This is a genomic window from Nocardia sputorum, assembly GCF_027924405.1.
In the GTDB taxonomy this organism is placed as follows: domain Bacteria; phylum Actinomycetota; class Actinomycetes; order Mycobacteriales; family Mycobacteriaceae; genus Nocardia; species Nocardia sputorum.
Map to the genome: position 1 here is coordinate 5,514,063 of NZ_AP026978.1, position 13,613 is coordinate 5,527,675.

At 68.1% G+C, this 13,613-nt stretch carries 14 protein-coding genes; 7 read left to right on the plus strand and 7 right to left on the minus strand.

The window, feature by feature from the left end:
* Window positions 1-185 precede the first annotated feature (185 nt).
* Entirely contained in the window at window positions 186-698 is a 513-nt protein-coding gene (locus tag QMG86_RS24830; protein ID WP_281875073.1) for a Dps family protein, read from the plus strand.
* Between the two features lie 78 nt (window positions 699-776).
* On the opposite strand, the gene QMG86_RS24835 is transcribed toward QMG86_RS24830, so the two are convergent.
* Complete coding sequence (locus QMG86_RS24835) at window positions 777-1,973, minus strand: phosphotransferase (RefSeq protein WP_281875074.1); 1,197 nt, start codon at window positions 1,971-1,973, stop codon at window positions 777-779.
* A gap of 178 nt (window positions 1,974-2,151) precedes the next feature.
* Here QMG86_RS24835 and QMG86_RS24840 point away from each other — a divergent pair, with 178 nt between their 5' ends.
* Window positions 2,152-4,968, plus strand: coding sequence for a helix-turn-helix transcriptional regulator (locus QMG86_RS24840; RefSeq protein ID WP_281875075.1), 2,817 nt, complete (start codon window positions 2,152-2,154; stop codon window positions 4,966-4,968).
* Window positions 4,969-4,999: 31 nt separating this feature from the next.
* Here QMG86_RS24840 and QMG86_RS24845 read toward each other — a convergent pair whose 3' ends face one another.
* The 4 genes from QMG86_RS24845 to QMG86_RS24860 form a co-directional block, all read right to left on the minus strand.
* The gene (locus QMG86_RS24845) at window positions 5,000-6,370 is read right to left on the minus strand and encodes an ABC1 kinase family protein (protein WP_281875076.1); all 1,371 of its coding nucleotides are present in this window, start codon (window positions 6,368-6,370) and stop codon (window positions 5,000-5,002) included.
* A 94-nt stretch (window positions 6,371-6,464) separates the two neighbouring features.
* Window positions 6,465-7,709 (minus strand): PucR family transcriptional regulator, encoded by a 1,245-nt coding sequence (locus tag QMG86_RS24850; protein WP_281875077.1) that lies wholly within the window; start codon window positions 7,707-7,709, stop codon window positions 6,465-6,467.
* Window positions 7,710-7,981: 272 nt separating this feature from the next.
* Complete coding sequence (locus tag QMG86_RS24855; RefSeq protein WP_281875078.1) at window positions 7,982-8,611, minus strand: TetR/AcrR family transcriptional regulator; 630 nt, start codon at window positions 8,609-8,611, stop codon at window positions 7,982-7,984.
* 206 nt (window positions 8,612-8,817) lie between these two features.
* On the minus strand, window positions 8,818-9,321 hold the full coding sequence (locus QMG86_RS24860; RefSeq protein WP_281875079.1) for an SPW repeat protein: 504 nt from the start codon (window positions 9,319-9,321) through the stop codon (window positions 8,818-8,820).
* A gap of 127 nt (window positions 9,322-9,448) precedes the next feature.
* On the opposite strand from QMG86_RS24860, the gene QMG86_RS24865 reads away from it, so the two are divergent.
* Complete coding sequence (locus tag QMG86_RS24865) at window positions 9,449-9,895, plus strand: MarR family winged helix-turn-helix transcriptional regulator (RefSeq protein WP_281875080.1); 447 nt, start codon at window positions 9,449-9,451, stop codon at window positions 9,893-9,895.
* Here QMG86_RS24865 and QMG86_RS24870 read toward each other — a convergent pair.
* Window positions 9,797-11,101: an MFS transporter gene (locus QMG86_RS24870; protein ID WP_281875081.1), complete on the minus strand. Its 1,305-nt coding sequence runs from the start codon at window positions 11,099-11,101 to the stop codon at window positions 9,797-9,799. The genes QMG86_RS24865 and QMG86_RS24870 overlap by 99 nt on opposite strands.
* 211 nt (window positions 11,102-11,312) lie before the next feature.
* On the opposite strand from QMG86_RS24870, the gene QMG86_RS24875 reads away from it, so the two are divergent.
* From QMG86_RS24875 to QMG86_RS24885, 3 genes are all read left to right on the plus strand, one after another.
* Complete coding sequence (locus tag QMG86_RS24875) at window positions 11,313-11,483, plus strand: CopG family transcriptional regulator (protein WP_281875082.1); 171 nt, start codon at window positions 11,313-11,315, stop codon at window positions 11,481-11,483.
* Complete coding sequence (locus QMG86_RS24880) at window positions 11,480-11,821, plus strand: VOC family protein (RefSeq protein WP_281875083.1); 342 nt, start codon at window positions 11,480-11,482, stop codon at window positions 11,819-11,821. The genes QMG86_RS24875 and QMG86_RS24880 overlap by 4 nt, the downstream gene beginning before the upstream one ends.
* 63 nt (window positions 11,822-11,884) lie before the next feature.
* Window positions 11,885-12,676 carry a class I SAM-dependent methyltransferase gene (locus QMG86_RS24885; RefSeq protein ID WP_281881116.1) on the plus strand — a complete coding sequence of 264 codons (792 nt, stop codon included), beginning with the start codon at window positions 11,885-11,887 and terminating at the stop codon, window positions 12,674-12,676.
* A gap of 18 nt (window positions 12,677-12,694) precedes the next feature.
* On the opposite strand, the gene QMG86_RS24890 is transcribed toward QMG86_RS24885, so the two are convergent.
* Window positions 12,695-12,886: a DUF6011 domain-containing protein gene (locus QMG86_RS24890; protein ID WP_281875084.1), complete on the minus strand. Its 192-nt coding sequence runs from the start codon at window positions 12,884-12,886 to the stop codon at window positions 12,695-12,697.
* 152 nt (window positions 12,887-13,038) lie between these two features.
* Here QMG86_RS24890 and QMG86_RS24895 point away from each other — a divergent pair, with 152 nt between their 5' ends.
* A complete protein-coding gene (locus QMG86_RS24895; protein WP_281875085.1) occupies window positions 13,039-13,455 on the plus strand; it encodes a hypothetical protein in 417 nt (138 codons plus the stop codon).
* Window positions 13,456-13,613 lie beyond the last annotated feature (158 nt).

Genomic DNA, 13,613 nt, shown 5'->3' on the forward strand with positions numbered 1-13,613 from the left:
CAGGAAGAACAGCGAGATTCGCACCCGGGAACGCGCGATTGCGGCACCGTAGAGCAGCGACGGACCACCGCCCGGCGGAGCGGGTCATACAGGTGCTGGGAGTGACCCAGGCTACAGTGAAATCTGGAATGATTCCAATCTAAGTCGTGGTTCTACCCACCGAAGGATTCGAAAGGAGTGCAACCATGACCGCAGCACCTCGGGCTCAGCAGCGGACCAACCGGCGTCTAGCCGACGATGTCCGGAACTTCACCGGCTCGTCCCGGCTGGCGGGCAGTCTGCAGCGCGTGCTCGTCGATCTCATCGAACTGCACTTGCAAGGCAAGCAGGCGCACTGGAACGTCGTCGGAAGCAACTTCCGTGACCTGCATCTGCAGCTCGACGAGCTCGTCGACGCGGCCCGCGAGAGCAGCGACACCATCGCCGAGCGGATGCGCGCGCTCGACCTCGTGCCCGACGGGCGCTCCGACACCATCGCCGCGACGACGAGCCTCCCGCCGTTCCCCGCCCAAGAGGTGAACAGCGCCGACGTCGTCGATTTGATCACCACACGGACCTACGCGGCGATCGACACCATCCGCGACGTGCACGACGACGTGGACGCCGAGGACCCCAGCACCAGCGATCTGCTGCACCAGATCATCGAGTCGCTGGAGAAGCTGGCGTGGATGATCAAGTCGGAGAACCGCAAGGTCTGAGCGCGGGTCACGCACGCCCACGCCCGCCGTCACCGTGTGTTCGAACGTGCGGCAGCGGCTACTGGCGATTTGCGCGGCTTACCCCTCCTCCAGGGCGTTCACGGCGTCGAGGTCCAGTACCGCGTTGGCGGTGCGCTCGATGATGCCGAGGCTGATCTCGTCCGGTTGGTATTTCGGCTGAATGGCGCTGTGGCCGATAGTCGCCAACCAGATGAAATACGGATACAGGGCCTGCTGCCGATAGGCCAGCCACGCCGCGTCGAAATCGGGCGCCGGTGCGCCGCAGTCCGCGAGGCGGTCGAGATAGACGGCCAGCAGCTCGCGCTCCCAGGCCCGCCGGTCGGGCACGGCGAGACCGGAGCCGATCACATAGGCGACGTCATATGCCCAGCTGCCTCGCAAAACGACCTGCCAATCGGTGAATCCCATCCGGCCGCTGGAAGTCATGTAGGTATTGCCGATGTGGCTGTCGCCGTGCAAGAAAGTCTGCGCACCGGTGCCCGCGATCTCCAGGGATCGTTGCAGCGCGCGATAGAGCCGATCGTGGTCGCCGGCCAGTGTTTCCGGTAGCACCGTCGCTGCCCGCCGGGCTCCCACGCGTGCGCGTTTCGACATGCCGATCAGCCGGTCGAGATTGGCGAAATGCGCCTGCGGTGGCTTCAGCCACCGATGCCGCGCCAATTCGGCGTCGTTCCAGTAGCGGGCGTGCCAGGTCGCCATCGTGCACAACAGATCAGCCATCTGGGCATGGTCGATCGGTGTCCGCGGTGTGCAGAACAGCGCGCCTTTGGTGCTGCCGATGTCCTCGAGCAACGAGATCGACCGGCCCGAGCGATAGTCGACGGCACTGTGGTAGCCCCGGGGCGCCTCGATGTCCAGGGCCGACCGTAGGTGGGTGAAGAATCCCGGCTCGCCGCCGATGATTCCAGCCAGGTCCAAGGTGAGGCGCTGCTTGAAGTCCGCGGTGGTCTTGGCGAACAAACGCTCCGGCAGGTTCGCCGCGCGGCCCGCGGCGTTGTAGGCCACGCCGAGCTTCCAGCGGGTGGACGTGCCCGCGCTCACGTCCTGGGTCTCGAACGATTCGACTTCCGCGCGGGGGTGATTCGCGCACAGCACGGCGGTCAGCCATTCGACGGTCACCTCACGGGCGGTCACCGGGATATCGCTCGCCGTCCGGGCCCGACGCCGCGACAGCGTCTCCTTGGTGACGTGACCACCGATGCGGGCGATCCCCCGCAGGATCTCCAGTACCGGAGTGGAAGCTGTGGACGCCAACGCGTATCTCCTCTGCTTGCCGGATGATGCTGCGCCCGCCCGAGCGTCGTCGGGCACGCCCTCGGGACGGTATGGCAGCTGGACTCCGAGAACATCCGTCGAACCGGGAAGAAATATCCGTACGGTCGTTCCCGGCAGCGCCGCCGCTCCCGGCCGGGAAATGCTTAAGCTCACCCACATGCAGAAGTCCGCCGCGACAGTGTTCCTCGGTCGGGACGCCGAGCTGGAGCACTTGGTGGCATCGGCCCGTCGAGTTGCGATGGGACAGGGCGCGGTGGTGCTCGTGGAGGGCGAGCCAGGCATCGGGAAGACGGCACTGCTGGACGCGGCCGCGACCCGATTCGCGGAAGCGGGCCTGCGAGTGCGCACCGGCGCCGCCAGGGAACTGCAGCGCGACGTGCCGTTCGCCGCGGTGCGCTCCTGGCTCGCCGTCGAGGGCACCGCGCCGTGCGGCGGTCCGGATCCGAGTCGCCCGCTGCGGCACAGCGCGGATCGCGCGGGCGACGCCGCGGCGACCCACGAGTTCGCCGTCACCGAGGCCATTGTGGAGCGCGTGGACGCTTGGTGCGCCGTCGCTCCGGTGGCGCTGATCGTGGACGACATCCATTGGGCGGACACGTCGAGCCTGTCGGTACTGCGGCGGCTCTGTGCCCTCGTCGACGCGCAACCGCTCCTGCTGGTACTCGCGTCCCGGCCGCTGCCGCCGGATCCGGGGTTCGCCGCGTTGACGGCCGAACTCGAGGAACGCCAGGCCCCGACGATCCGGCTGGGCGCGCTGCCCGGCCCGGCTGCGGCGGGGCTGGTGCGGCACTTGGTCGGCGCTTCCCCCGGCCCGGCGCTGCTACGCATGGTGGCCGGTGCGCGCGGAAATCCGCTTCACATCACCGAAGTGGTGGCCGCACTGCTGCGTGCGGAGGCGATCGGGGTGATCGCCGAAATCGCCGCTCCGGCGGTGCCGGACGCCGGCGAACCCGCGTCCGCCTCGCTGGCGGAGGCGATCATCCAGCGGCTGGAACTGCTGTCGGGTCGCACTCGGGACGTGCTGCCGATGGCGGCTGCCCTGGGACCCGTCGTCAATGTGGGGGAACTGGCGGCGGTACTGGACACCCCACTTCTCGACGTCTGGCGGGCGGTCACCGAGGCGGTGGACGGCGGGCTGCTCACACGGATGAATTCCGAGCTGGTGTTTCGCCACGACCTGGTGCGTACTGCGCTGGCAGACCAGTTACCCGCTTCACTGCGTTCGGATCTGCTGCGCAAGGCCGGGCAGGCCCTGCAAGTTACCGACGCGCCGATCGAACGAGTCGCGTACTACCTGTCGGCGAGCGGCCACGAGCTGGACCGGAGGAGTTCGGAGTGGCTGGTGGCCGTCGCGGGCAAGCTGATTGTGCGGGCACCCGAGCTGGCGGTGCAACTGCTGAGCCGAGCCGCGGCCGCGACCGAACTCGACGGCGCCGGCCGCAACCTCCTGATCCGCTGGCAGACGCGGGCGCTGCTGTGGAACGGCCGCGCCGCCGAGGCCGAAGCCGTGGTCCGCACCGCGCTGCGCGCTCGACCGGAAGACGACCGCGATGCCGAACTGACCTGGCTGCTGGTCCAGGCCTGCCAGTCCCAGGGCCGGTTGGCCGACGCCGTCGCGGTTGCCGAGACGGCGCTGTCCACCACGAATCTCCGCGCCGAGGACGCAGGCCGGCTCCTGGGCATGTGCGGACTGGACAACTTCTTCCTCGAGCGTTTCGAGGCGGCGGAGGCCGCCGGCCTTCGGGCCGTGTCGATGGGGCGGAGCACCGGTAACCCGCTCGCGACCGGATACGGCCTCATGGCGCTGGGCGCGGTGCGCTACACCCAGGGCTTTCTGGACGAGGCGCTGGATCTGAGCACCCGGATCCGCACGATCTTCGAAGACGGCACCGGATCGGACCAGTTCGATCCGTACGTGCTGTACGCGCACTGCTTGATCGAACTCGATCGGCTCGCCGACGCCGAAGAGACGCTGAAGACTGCCATCGGGCACAACCGCCGGATGCACGGCGTCTACCTGTCCGCCAACTTGCTCGCGAAAGCGCGGCTGTACCTGCTCGACGGCCGCTGGGACGACGCGCTGGCCGAGTGCGCGGCGAGCGTGGAAGCGCCCGACGTCCTCGGGTACGCGCCCGTCGCGCACTGCCTGGCGGCATTGATCGGCATCCACCGCGGCACGTGCCTGCCGGACCCCGCGGACATTCCCGTGCCGGACGACCGCTTGGGCAGCACCGGCTACGCCCAGCTGCGTCCCTGGGTCGAGGCGTTGACGCAGGAGGCCCGCGGCCACCCGGAGCGAGCGCTGGACCTACTCGTCGACGCCCATCATCGGCTGGCCGACGGTCTGACCGCGTCCACCCTGCACTACATCTTCCCGGACATCGCTCGGCTGGCCGCGGAGGTCGGGGACGACGCCGCGGCGCGCACGGTGGTCGCCGGCGCGGACGAGTTGCTGGCGCGGCAGAAGACCGCCGGACGCACCGGAACCGCCCTGCTCTGCCGAGGTCTGGCGGCAGCCGATCCGGTAACCCTGGTCGCGGCCGCCGACGCGTTCCAGCAGTCCGGATGGCCGCTGTACGAAGCGCAGGCGCACGAGAACGCCGCCGTGCTGCTCGCCGCTTCGGGACGAGAGGCCGAGGCTCGCCGCGCGCTGGCGACGGCGATCGGGATCTACGGTCGACTGGGCGCGTCGTGGGACAGCGCCCGTGCGGCCGCGCGCGTGCGCCCACACGGTATCCGGCTGGGGGTGCGCGGTCCACGCAACCGCCCGAAAACCGGCTGGGCCGCACTGACCGAGACCGAGCGCAAGGTCGCCGCGCTGGTGACCGAGGGTTGCTCCAATTCGGATATCGCAGCGCAGATGTTCTTGTCGCGCCGCACGATCCAGTCCCATGTGTCCAGCATCCTGACCAAACTCGGCCTACGCTCGCGGCGCGAGGTCGCCGCCGCCATGCCACGTTCGGTGTTGCCGTGACCGTGGTGGGTGTCCTGCGACGACAAGGGGTTCACCGGTGCTCGCGCCACTCGGCTATCGCCTGGCCGATCTCGGTGGCCGGGGGCTCGTGGTAGAGCCACTCACGAGCGAGGCGATGCCAATTGTTGGTCACTCGCAATCGGCCGAGCACGGCGAAGGTGAACAGGTCCGCGCGGCGGGAGAAGACGTGCTCCGGCGGCAGCGATTGATGCCGCATACCGCGGAATTCGGCGGCTCGCGGGTCGATCGCGAGGATCACGGCTCCGGTCGCGACGTCGGGCGTGATGGTGATCTGCTCGTCCAGCAAATGCCAGCCCGCCGCGGCCCACACGTAGTCGAGGCATTCCTGTGTGCTGACGCCCGCCTCCGGATCGATGATGCCGCGGCCCACCCACGCCTCGTACAGGTCCTCGGCGCGGTGTTCCCCGGCCGCCCGCAGGCACGCGCGCTCGAAATCGACATGCACGGGATCCATGCGGTCGTAGAGTCCGAAATCGACGAACGCCAGCCGGCCGTCGTCCGCGAGCAGAATATTTCCGGGATGCGGATCACCGCAGAACTCGTTGTCGCGGAACAGCGAACTGATGTAGAAGCGGTAGATCAACTCGCCGAACCGATCGCGCTCCGCCTCGGGCAGAGCCTGGATCTGCTGGAACGTCCTGCCCTCGACGAACTCCGTCACCAGAACGTGTCTCGTGCAGTGCTCCTGGATGCTGTCGGGCACCATGATGAACGGATGGTCGCGGTAGCGCGAAGCCACCCGGTGCTGGGTCCTGGCTTCGCGCGGGTAGTCGAGTTCGTTTCCGATGTTGCGGGCGATCTCCTCCAGCACGGCGCTGTCCGCCGCGCTCGGGAGGATGGATTTCCACAGCCTGCTGAGCACTTCCAGATTGCGCATGTCCGCGTGGATGGCCTCCTCCACGCCGGGGTACTGGACCTTGACCGCCACCGCGCGTCCGTTGTGCAGCCGTGCCCGGTATACCTGCCCGATCGACGCCGCGGCGATCGGTGTCTCGTCGAAATCGGCGAAGATCCGCGCCGGTGGCCCGAGATCGTCCTCGATGACCTTCAGCATCGCCGCGAACGGCACCACCGGGGCCCGGTCGCACAATTCGGCGAGCTTGGTCCGGAACAGTTCGCGATGGGCCGGCGGAATGAGGTCGACGTCCAGCACCGACAACATCTGGCCCAGCTTCATCGCCGCGCCTTTCATGCTGCCGAGCACCGTGACGAGCTGCTGCGCCGTTGTCAGCGTGGAACGTTGGGCGAGTACCCGTCGGGCTTCCTCGGTTCTGCCGACCATCGACAACCGGTTTCCGACACCACGAACGGCTTGTCCCGCGGCCAGCCGGCCCAGCCGGCCACCTCGGGCCAAACGTCCTTTGGGCACTCGATCTGTCACCGCATGCACCTCCATGAGCGTCCGCGGCGTATGTCACACGAGCGGAGATTGTTCGCACTGCGACGTCAGTTGTCGAGTGCCGAGCGGCTGGGCACTAGCGCGCGGCCATTCGCCGAGTCTCGGCCTGTGGACGTTCCGCGCCGCCGTTGGTCCAGACGATCAGTGCCGAGTGCAGGTACCACAGTCCTCGTGCGTCGGAGGGGTCCAGGCCGGTGAGTTCCGCGATTCGTCGTAGCCGGTAATCGACGGTGTTCGGATGGACATTCAGCCGCCGAGCCGTGCGCTGCCGATTCAATTCGTTGCCGATGTGAATCCGGAGCGTCTCCACCAAGTCCGGATAATCCATCAGCGGCGCGAGCTGGGTGCCGAGTACGTCGCGGCCGATGCCGGGGCGGGTCAGCTGATACTGGAGCGCCAGCTCGGTGAACCGGTGCAGGCCGGGTCCGCGTCCGAGTTGCTCGACCGTGTCGAGCAACTCGTGGGCTTGCACAGCGGCGGCGGCGACCTGGTGCGGTTCGGCGGGGACGACGGTGGCCGTGATCGGCACGCGCGCCGCGTGCGAGAGTTTGCCGACCACGGCGTCCAGGTCGGGGGCGACGGACCGGGTGGCGGGAATGAGGATCGTTCCTCCGTCCACCGAGAGCAGCGACAGGGCTTGGCCGTCGAACAGATCGGCGAGGCTGGACTGCAGGCGGCGGAGTTTGCGCCGCGCGACGACTTGGCCGTCGAGCTGGGGAAGGCTTTCGTCGGGATGAGCCGGTACCGCCACGGCGAGCACCATGTAGGTATCCGCGATCGGTATGCCGCATTCGCGCGCCATCGCCGAGGTCGCATGGCCGCCCAGCAGCGCGGAGGTCAATGTGAGTACCGCGGTTCGGTCTTCGGCCGCACCGGCTTTGCATTCCCGCACATAGGCTTTGCTGATGGTGGCGGTGATCAGACTCAGCAATTCGAGCGTGGTGGCAGTGCCGGAGACTATGTCGACGCGGTCCGAGGCGCCCTTCTCGGCGAACAGCATCTCCAGCCCGAACTCGAATCCCACATGGACCGCGTGCAGGATCGCGTCGATGGAGATCCCTTGCCGAGCCCACCCCGCTGCCGCGGTCAGCAGCCCCTCGGTGCGGTCGGCCGAAGCCTGCGCGCTCACCCGCTGACCCGCCCACTCCAGGCACATCCGGACCACCACGGGGATCGTCGCGTCGGCTGGGCCGCCCGGTAGCACGGCGGAATCCTTCAGGTGCCCGACAATCTTTTTCGTCCATGCGTCGGTGTCGCGCAAAGGTGACCGCACCGGCCGCGCTGTAGCCGGTTCGAAGTGGGCGATTCTGCCGATCGTCACGGGTGACCTCCTCGTCGCCGTCGAGCCACGGTGGCGTCGGATTCGCCGCTCGATACGGAGAAGCGCCGACCTCCAGCGTCCGCAGCACCACTGCTATCCGCTCCGTCACAAACGGTAAACCGCAGGACAACTCAGCTGCTACTCCCCTTCGGACACCCTCCGTACGCCCGCGAGAAAGGGCTCGGACCAGGAAAGATAGTGAGCTGCTCGCCGATTCGGAAAGCTCCCGCCCCCACATACATGGTCAGGTGCTCACTTTTGCCGCGGGCACTTCACACGGCCGCGGCGCCTACCTCGGCCTCCATCCATGCCCCGATCATGCGCCCGGTCATCTCGATCGCCTCCCTGCGCGCACCACTGTCTACCTCGATTGCCGACGCGCGCAGCACTGCCGCGAAGCCGGTGTTGATGATGACGAACGTCATCACGTCGTAGCGGTGATCGTCGCCCGGACCGAGCACCTGGATCAGCAACACCTTGACCAGCAGGCGAAGCCGCGGCTCGAACTCGGGGATCCCGCTGCTGTAGAAGTGCACGCCCGCGACCAGCGCGCGCACCAACTTCGCATTGGCCACCAACTCCTCGCTGATGACCTCCAGGATGTCGGTGACGATCCGCGGGACGGGTTTGCCCGACAGGTCGAACACGCGCTGGGTGAAGCGCCGCTCCACCGTTTCGAGCAACCGCTCGAGCAGCTCGTCCACCAGAACCGCCCGATCCGCGAAGTACCGGTAGACCGTGCCGATGCTGACACCGGCCTCCGCCGCGATCCGGTTCGTCGAGGTGTTGGCGATACCGCGCTCCCCGAACAACCGCGCGGCCGTATCCAGAATGTGCTCCCTCGTCGCCTTCGCCCGCTCCTGAGTCGGACGACGACGTTGGCCGACAGCCTTCGGCGGCACCACACCTCCCGCCCCGCAACCAAAACTGAGCGTCGCTCATCTTAGCGGGAGCGAACGGCGTCCCGATATAGGAACTTTCGGTTACGGGCGATTTCGTTCGCCGTGCCGGTCGCCGCGTCCTTGCACATCGCCGCGCCCGGTCAGGGCTTCATCGGCCGGGCGAGCGGCTGCACGCCACGCCCGGCCGATGCCGGTACGACTTCCTCTCACCGCGTGGAAGATTCCGGCCCCAGTCCGGACGGTCGCCGGATCCGAGTGTCGTCCGCGCGAGGCGCCTCGCCGGTGAGCCGCCCGGTGCGGCTCATCCCGAGGACCATCGAGCCCAGGCCCAGCAGCAGCGCGAGCGCGCCGGCGACGACGTTGTTCCAGATCGTCGATGTGGTGTCGACGTTCCCGCTGACCACCCACGGGGACACGATCAACCAGAGGCCGATCAGTGGCGCGGCCCAGACGATGCCGTGCGTCCGCCCGTACACCGAGGCGAATCCCAGGGCCAGCATCGCCAAAGCGATACCGCAGACGAGATTGTTGACGGTCAAGGTCGAGAACCCGTTGAACCCGACAACCCACGGCGAGATCGCGATATATAGCCCGGTCAAGAACAGCAGCCCGGTGACCGCCTGCGCGTCCGGCGCTTCCGAAGCGCGCTCGTACTTCTCCCGCAACTCCACGATGTCGGGATGCCGACTCATCATGGTTTCACTACTCATGTTCTCCACCACCTTCGGACGTAGTGGCGAATCGAGGCTCTCGAGCCGGACGGCCTGCGCTCGGTCGCGGAACACGGCCCGGGTAGTCGCCACTCACTCGTATATCATGCCGTGATACTATCACCCCATGATGGAAGGGTCGATGCCCTCGCCTGCCCACCCCACCGACCAGGAGTACGCGCGGCTGCTGGCGCTCCGGAGCGGGCTTCGGCAGCACCTGCGCTGGAGTGAGCGCCGGGCAGCCGAAGTCGGGCTCACCGACACCCAGCATCAGCTGCTGCTGGCGATCCGAGGGCACGCGGGTCCGGACGGGCCCAGCGTCGGAGAGATCGCCGGATACCTGTGCGCCCGCCACCACAGCGTGGTGCAACTGATCGATCGCACCGAGCAGCTCGGCCTCGTCGCCCGCACGCGTGGGCAGGGCAACGACCGCCGCGTCGTCCATCTCACGCTCACCGAGGCGGGCAAGGAAACGCTAGCCCTCCTCGGCGCCACGCATCTGGAGGAGTTGCGGCGACTGACCCCGCTCATCAGTGCGCTGGACGATCCCGCTGCCCTCCCGCAAGCCGGATGAGCGCTCGGCGGGACGCCGCGGCAGCAGGAGCGGCGTGGCGAGGAGCAGGAGCCCGGCCAGGGCGATCGACCCACGCGGGCCGGTGAGTTGGGCCAGGAGGCCCCACGACACGGTGAGTACGGCGATGCCGATGGAGCTGGTGATCGACCAGGCGGCGAGCACCCGGGCGTGGCGGTCGGCATCGGTGTTGCGCAACCGGTAGGCGGCGAAGACGGAATTGAAGAGGCTCACGCAGAGGATCAGCCCGAATTCGGCGACCATCACGATCACGAGCCCGGTCACGCCCGGCTGGACGAACGCGAGGCCGAGGGGCCAGCAGACTCGGAGCGTGCCACAGACGCGCAGCACCGCCTGCTCGCCGTAGCGGGAGACGACCCGTCGGGCGAGTCGCGACCCGATGAGGCCGCCGATACAGGGAACCGCGAACGCCAGCCCGTACTCCCAGACCGGGAACCGCAGCTCCGCGAGCATCAGCACCGACAGCAGCGGCTCCGCGGCCATGATCAGGCCGTTGACCAGGACGGTGTTGAAGAACAGTCGCCGCAGCGTGTGGTGGGTCAGGATGTAGCGCCATCCCTCGACGATGTCGCCCCACCGGCGCGTCCGGGTGGTCGGCGGATTCGGGAGCCGCTCGGGCTCCCGGATGACGGTCAGGGCGAGCGCCGAGAGGAGGTAGCTCGCAGCGTCCACGGCAACGGTCGCCACCGGCCCCAGCAGCCCGATAGCGGCGCCGCCCACGGGCGGTCCGACGACGGTGGCCGACCAGGTGGTGGACTCGAATCGGCTGGTGGCCAGTAGCAGCCGTTCGGCGGGGACGACGGTTTTCAGGTAGGCGCCACTGGCGGCGGTGAACGCGATCTTCGCCGCCGCGGTGACGATGGCGACCAGCAGAAGCTGCGCGAAGGTCAGCACACCCAGCCAGTAGCCGAGCGGTACGGACGCCAGTGCCGCGAACCGGACGACGTCCATGGCGATCATGATCGGCCGCTTGGCCCGGAACTCCATCCACGGCCCGAGCGGAACCGCCAGCAGCGCCCCGATCGCCAGCCCGGCGGACGACAGCACCGCCACCTGCGCCGAGCCTGCGTTCAGCACCGTGATGGCGACGACCGTGAACGCTCCGAACCCGAGCCCGGTCCCGTAGGCGCTGACGGCGTAGGCCGCCCACAACCATCCGAACGACCTTCCGAGGTTCGCACCGCACATATCCGACACCTGCTCTCCCGCCTGAACCACGTTGTGTGGTCAGGGGATTGAAGCCGATCGGTGGGCGCGGACACCAACAACGGATCAACCGCGGGACACAACAATTAGTTGTGGAAGCTGGTCCCTTCCCTTTCCCCCTACGTACCGAGTCCGGCCGGTCGCTCACAGTGAGACCCTGGTGGCTAGCATGCTAACTTGCTAGCATTGCCCGGTGGGCGAGGAAGTCAAGCAGTTCAACGTCTACCTGCCGATCGAACTGATCAAGCAGGTCAAATTTCGGGCGATCGAGTCGGAGATGTCGTTGTCGGCGCTGGTGACCGCCGCGCTGCGCGCCTACCTGGACGACCAACCGAACCCACCGTCAGGAGAGGATCGACAATGACCACCGAGGGCATCGAGGCCGTGTTCCTGGAGACCCATAACTGGGGCCGGATGGCGAAGTTCCTGCAGGGATTGGGATTCACGGTCGAGTTCGAGACCGACCACCACTCCGGCCAGTTCCGCAACGGCGACGGCCCCTATGTCTTCGTCGCCGAGGTCCCGGCGACGCAGCCCGCACGCAGCCGGCTGGTGCTGAAGGTGGCGAGCGCCGAGGAACGTCCGGGCGCGGGCGTCGAGATCGTCACCGGCTTCGAGCCGACCCATTACGGGACCCAGGAGATGACCGTCCGAGACCCGGACGGACGGACGTGGAGCCTGCAGGCACCGGGCAAGGAGTAAGCAGTGGCACACGAGACCATCGCCCCGGACAGCACCGCGGTCCGGGTAGCACTGTGGCGCGCGATGCACGTCCTGGACGACGCGCCCCCGCACGTGTTCGACGACCACGTCGGCCTGCGCCTGGCCGCGCCGGAGGACGGCTGGCGGGAGCGCCCGGACATGGAGCCGCGCAGCACCGCACCGATGCGCGCCGGAATAGTCGCACGCGCACGGTTTCTCGAGGATCTCCTCGCCGACCAGGCCGAGCGCGGCGTGGATCAGTACGTCGTACTCGGCGCTGGGCTGGACACCTTCGCGCAGCGCAGGCCCGAGTTCGCCGCTCGATTCACCATTTTCGAGGTCGATCAGCCCGACCCGCAGGCATGGAAACGGCGGCGGCTCACCGAACTCGGGTTCGGCATACCGCCGTGGCTGCGGTTGGTGCCGGTCGACTTCGAGGTGGACGCATGGTGGCAGCGGCTGATCGAAGCAGGGTTCGACCCCACTCGCCCGGCGTTGGTCGCCTCCGCCGGTGTCTCGATGTACCTGACCCGCGAGGCGAACATCGCGACGCTGCGGCGACTGTCGACACTCGCGCCGGGCTCCACCCTGGCCACCACGTTCCTGCTGCCGCTCGAACTCGTCGACCACGATGAGCAGCGCATGCGCCGGTTCGCCGAAGAGGGCGCCCGCCGATCCGGCACGCCGTTCCTCAGCTTCTTCCGGCCCGGCGAAATGGTGCGGCTGGCCCGAGACGCCGGGTTCGCCGCCACCCGGCACATCTCCTCCGCCGAGCTGACCGCCCGCTACTTCGCCGAGCGCACCGACGGCCTGCGCCCGGCCGAATCAGAGCAGATCCTCGTGGCGACAACCTGATTCACCGCAGCAGTCGGTTCACGCCGCGACGTCGAACAAGGTCAACTCGCGCGGCTGCCGTGCGGATTCGGCGCGCAGCTCCGCGCGCTCCCGAATCGCGCACGTCGGTCCGATCCCCTCCGCGACCGATTGCGGGGACAGCAGCCAACCGTGACAACGACGGCAATGCGCGACCAGTCTCACCTCGGGGCGGTCATCAATGGCGGCCACTTCGTTCTCCTCTGGCCAGGCGACTACATCGTCAGTTTGGCACGAGGCACCGACAGAATTCGTCGCCGAAGACGACGCGAGCAGCGGACGCGCCCACCGGTTTTTCGCAGCCGCATGCGTTCTCGCGGGCGTGCTGAGGAAAGATGATGCCCATGACCGCATCTCGACTGTTTCGTTCGTTGGTGGGTACCGTGCCCGCGGTGCTCGCCGTCGTCAGCTTCACCGCGGCCGGAGGGGTCTCGACGGCCCAGGCCGCACCCGGCATTCCCGGGGTTCCCGGCGTGGTGCAACGCCTGCAGATCGCTCCGGGCCAGAACAGCACCGAAGCCACCGGCAACGTCGCGCAGGGCAAGTCCGACAGCTACTCCATCGCCACGGCGCCGGGACAGCGCCTGAGCTTCGACGTGAGCGGCAACGCCCGCGTCTCGGTGGCTCCGCTGATCGGGCCGCAGGTCGCGAACGAGGTTCCGCACGCCGACCTCGTCGCCGACGGCAACGACTACCAGATCGTCGTCTCCTCCGCCGACGGCGGGGCGGCCGGTTACACCTTGAAGGTCACCCTCGTCTGACGCTCGACCGATTCCGCCCGCCGGCCTGACGGGTCACGACCGTCAGGCCGACGGGCTGCCCGTCATCGAACGGCGGGCGCCATCCGGTAACTCCCCCGACGACGCAGTGCCGTTGGGCACAACGAAAGCGAACAGCGGCGTACGGCCGAGGTCGGCGC

Excerpts from the sequence above, each read along its gene's own strand:
- QMG86_RS24840 (WP_281875075.1), top strand. The coding sequence starts at position 2,152 with ATGCAGAAGTCCGCCGCGACAGTGTTCCTCGGTCGGGACGCCGAGCTG.
- QMG86_RS24870 (WP_281875081.1), bottom strand. The coding sequence starts at position 11,101 with ATGTGCGGTGCGAACCTCGGAAGGTCGTTCGGATGGTTGTGGGCGGCC.
- QMG86_RS24895 (WP_281875085.1), top strand. The coding sequence starts at position 13,039 with ATGACCGCATCTCGACTGTTTCGTTCGTTGGTGGGTACCGTGCCCGCG.
- QMG86_RS24860 (WP_281875079.1), bottom strand. The coding sequence starts at position 9,321 with ATGAGTAGTGAAACCATGATGAGTCGGCATCCCGACATCGTGGAGTTG.
- QMG86_RS24880 (WP_281875083.1), top strand. The coding sequence starts at position 11,480 with ATGACCACCGAGGGCATCGAGGCCGTGTTCCTGGAGACCCATAACTGG.
- QMG86_RS24865 (WP_281875080.1), top strand. The coding sequence starts at position 9,449 with ATGATGGAAGGGTCGATGCCCTCGCCTGCCCACCCCACCGACCAGGAG.
- QMG86_RS24830 (WP_281875073.1), top strand. The coding sequence starts at position 186 with ATGACCGCAGCACCTCGGGCTCAGCAGCGGACCAACCGGCGTCTAGCC.
- QMG86_RS24885 (WP_281881116.1), top strand. The coding sequence starts at position 11,885 with ATGCACGTCCTGGACGACGCGCCCCCGCACGTGTTCGACGACCACGTC.